This window comes from Bacillus sp. TL12 (assembly GCF_022625245.1).
Taxonomy (GTDB): Bacteria; Bacillota; Bacilli; order Bacillales; family Bacillaceae_G; genus Bacillus_A.
In genome coordinates, this window is sequence record NZ_JAJJBY010000279.1 from 1 (window position 1) to 201 (window position 201).

Annotated in this window: 1 pseudogene; it reads right to left on the reverse strand. The window is 37.3% G+C overall.

The features are described 5' to 3' along the window. A pseudogene (locus tag LOK41_RS28925) lies at positions 1-160 on the reverse strand (IS6 family transposase); the annotation flags it as partial. Positions 161-201: the final 41 nt, after the last annotated feature.

Below are 201 nucleotides of genomic sequence, written 5' to 3' on the forward strand. Positions count from 1 at the left end.
CCCAGCGCATAATAGTGGTGTGAGCAATAGACAAACCTCGTTCCTCCATCATTTCCACCAAATCACGAAAACTTAGGTTGTACCGTAGGTACCATCTTACCGTTAATAAGATAATATCAGGTTGATAACGCTTCCATTTGAACAAATTTTCCTTTTTCATACCGATCACACACCTTTTTTAGAATAATAGTATCAGTATGT